General features: G+C 72.6%; 1 protein-coding gene. It reads right to left on the reverse strand.

What is annotated here, in order from left to right:
- On the reverse strand, positions 1-614 hold a 614-nt coding region (locus GUY60_RS38050; RefSeq protein WP_188133306.1), incomplete at both ends, for an AAA family ATPase.

Raw genomic sequence — 614 nt, forward strand, 5'->3', positions numbered from 1 at the left:
GACGTCGTCCAGGACGCGGGCCGTGGTCGGCACGTCGTAGTTGGAGTTGTCGATGATGGGCAGGCCCGAGCCGTACCACCCCGCCATCCGGCCGTGGATGCGGGCCACTTCCTCGTCGGTGAGGCGGCGGTTGCCGCTGCGCTGGTTGTTGCGCTCCAGGACGATCTCCAGGCCGGGCAGCAGCACGACCGGCAGCAGGCCGGGGCCCACATGCCGCTTCCAGCCGCCGAGGCCGACGACCGGGCGGTCCGGGAAGACCGCGTCGTCGAGGATGCAGGAGATGCCGTTCGCCAGGAAGTTACGGGCGGCGAAGCCGCAGGTGCGGCGGGCCAGGCGGTACTGCGCCTCCGAGTGGTCGTTCCACCCGGACTGCGGGTCGGCGAATCCGGAGCGGACCCATTCGCGTACGTCATCGAGGCTGATGTGGGCCGTGGGGACGCGGCGGTGCTCCGCCCAGTACTTGGCGACGGAGGTCTTGCCCGCGCCGGCCGGGCCGATGAGCAGCACGGCGAGGGTGGTCGCGCCGGTGTCGCCCTGCGTGGCGTCCGGCGGCGGGCTCGGTACGGCGACGGGGGCGCCGGACGGGAGCTGGATGTGGCCCGTGCTGTTCCTGT

It is taken from the genome of Streptomyces boluensis (assembly GCF_009908195.1).
In the GTDB taxonomy this organism is placed as follows: Bacteria; Actinomycetota; Actinomycetes; order Streptomycetales; family Streptomycetaceae; genus Streptomyces; species Streptomyces boluensis.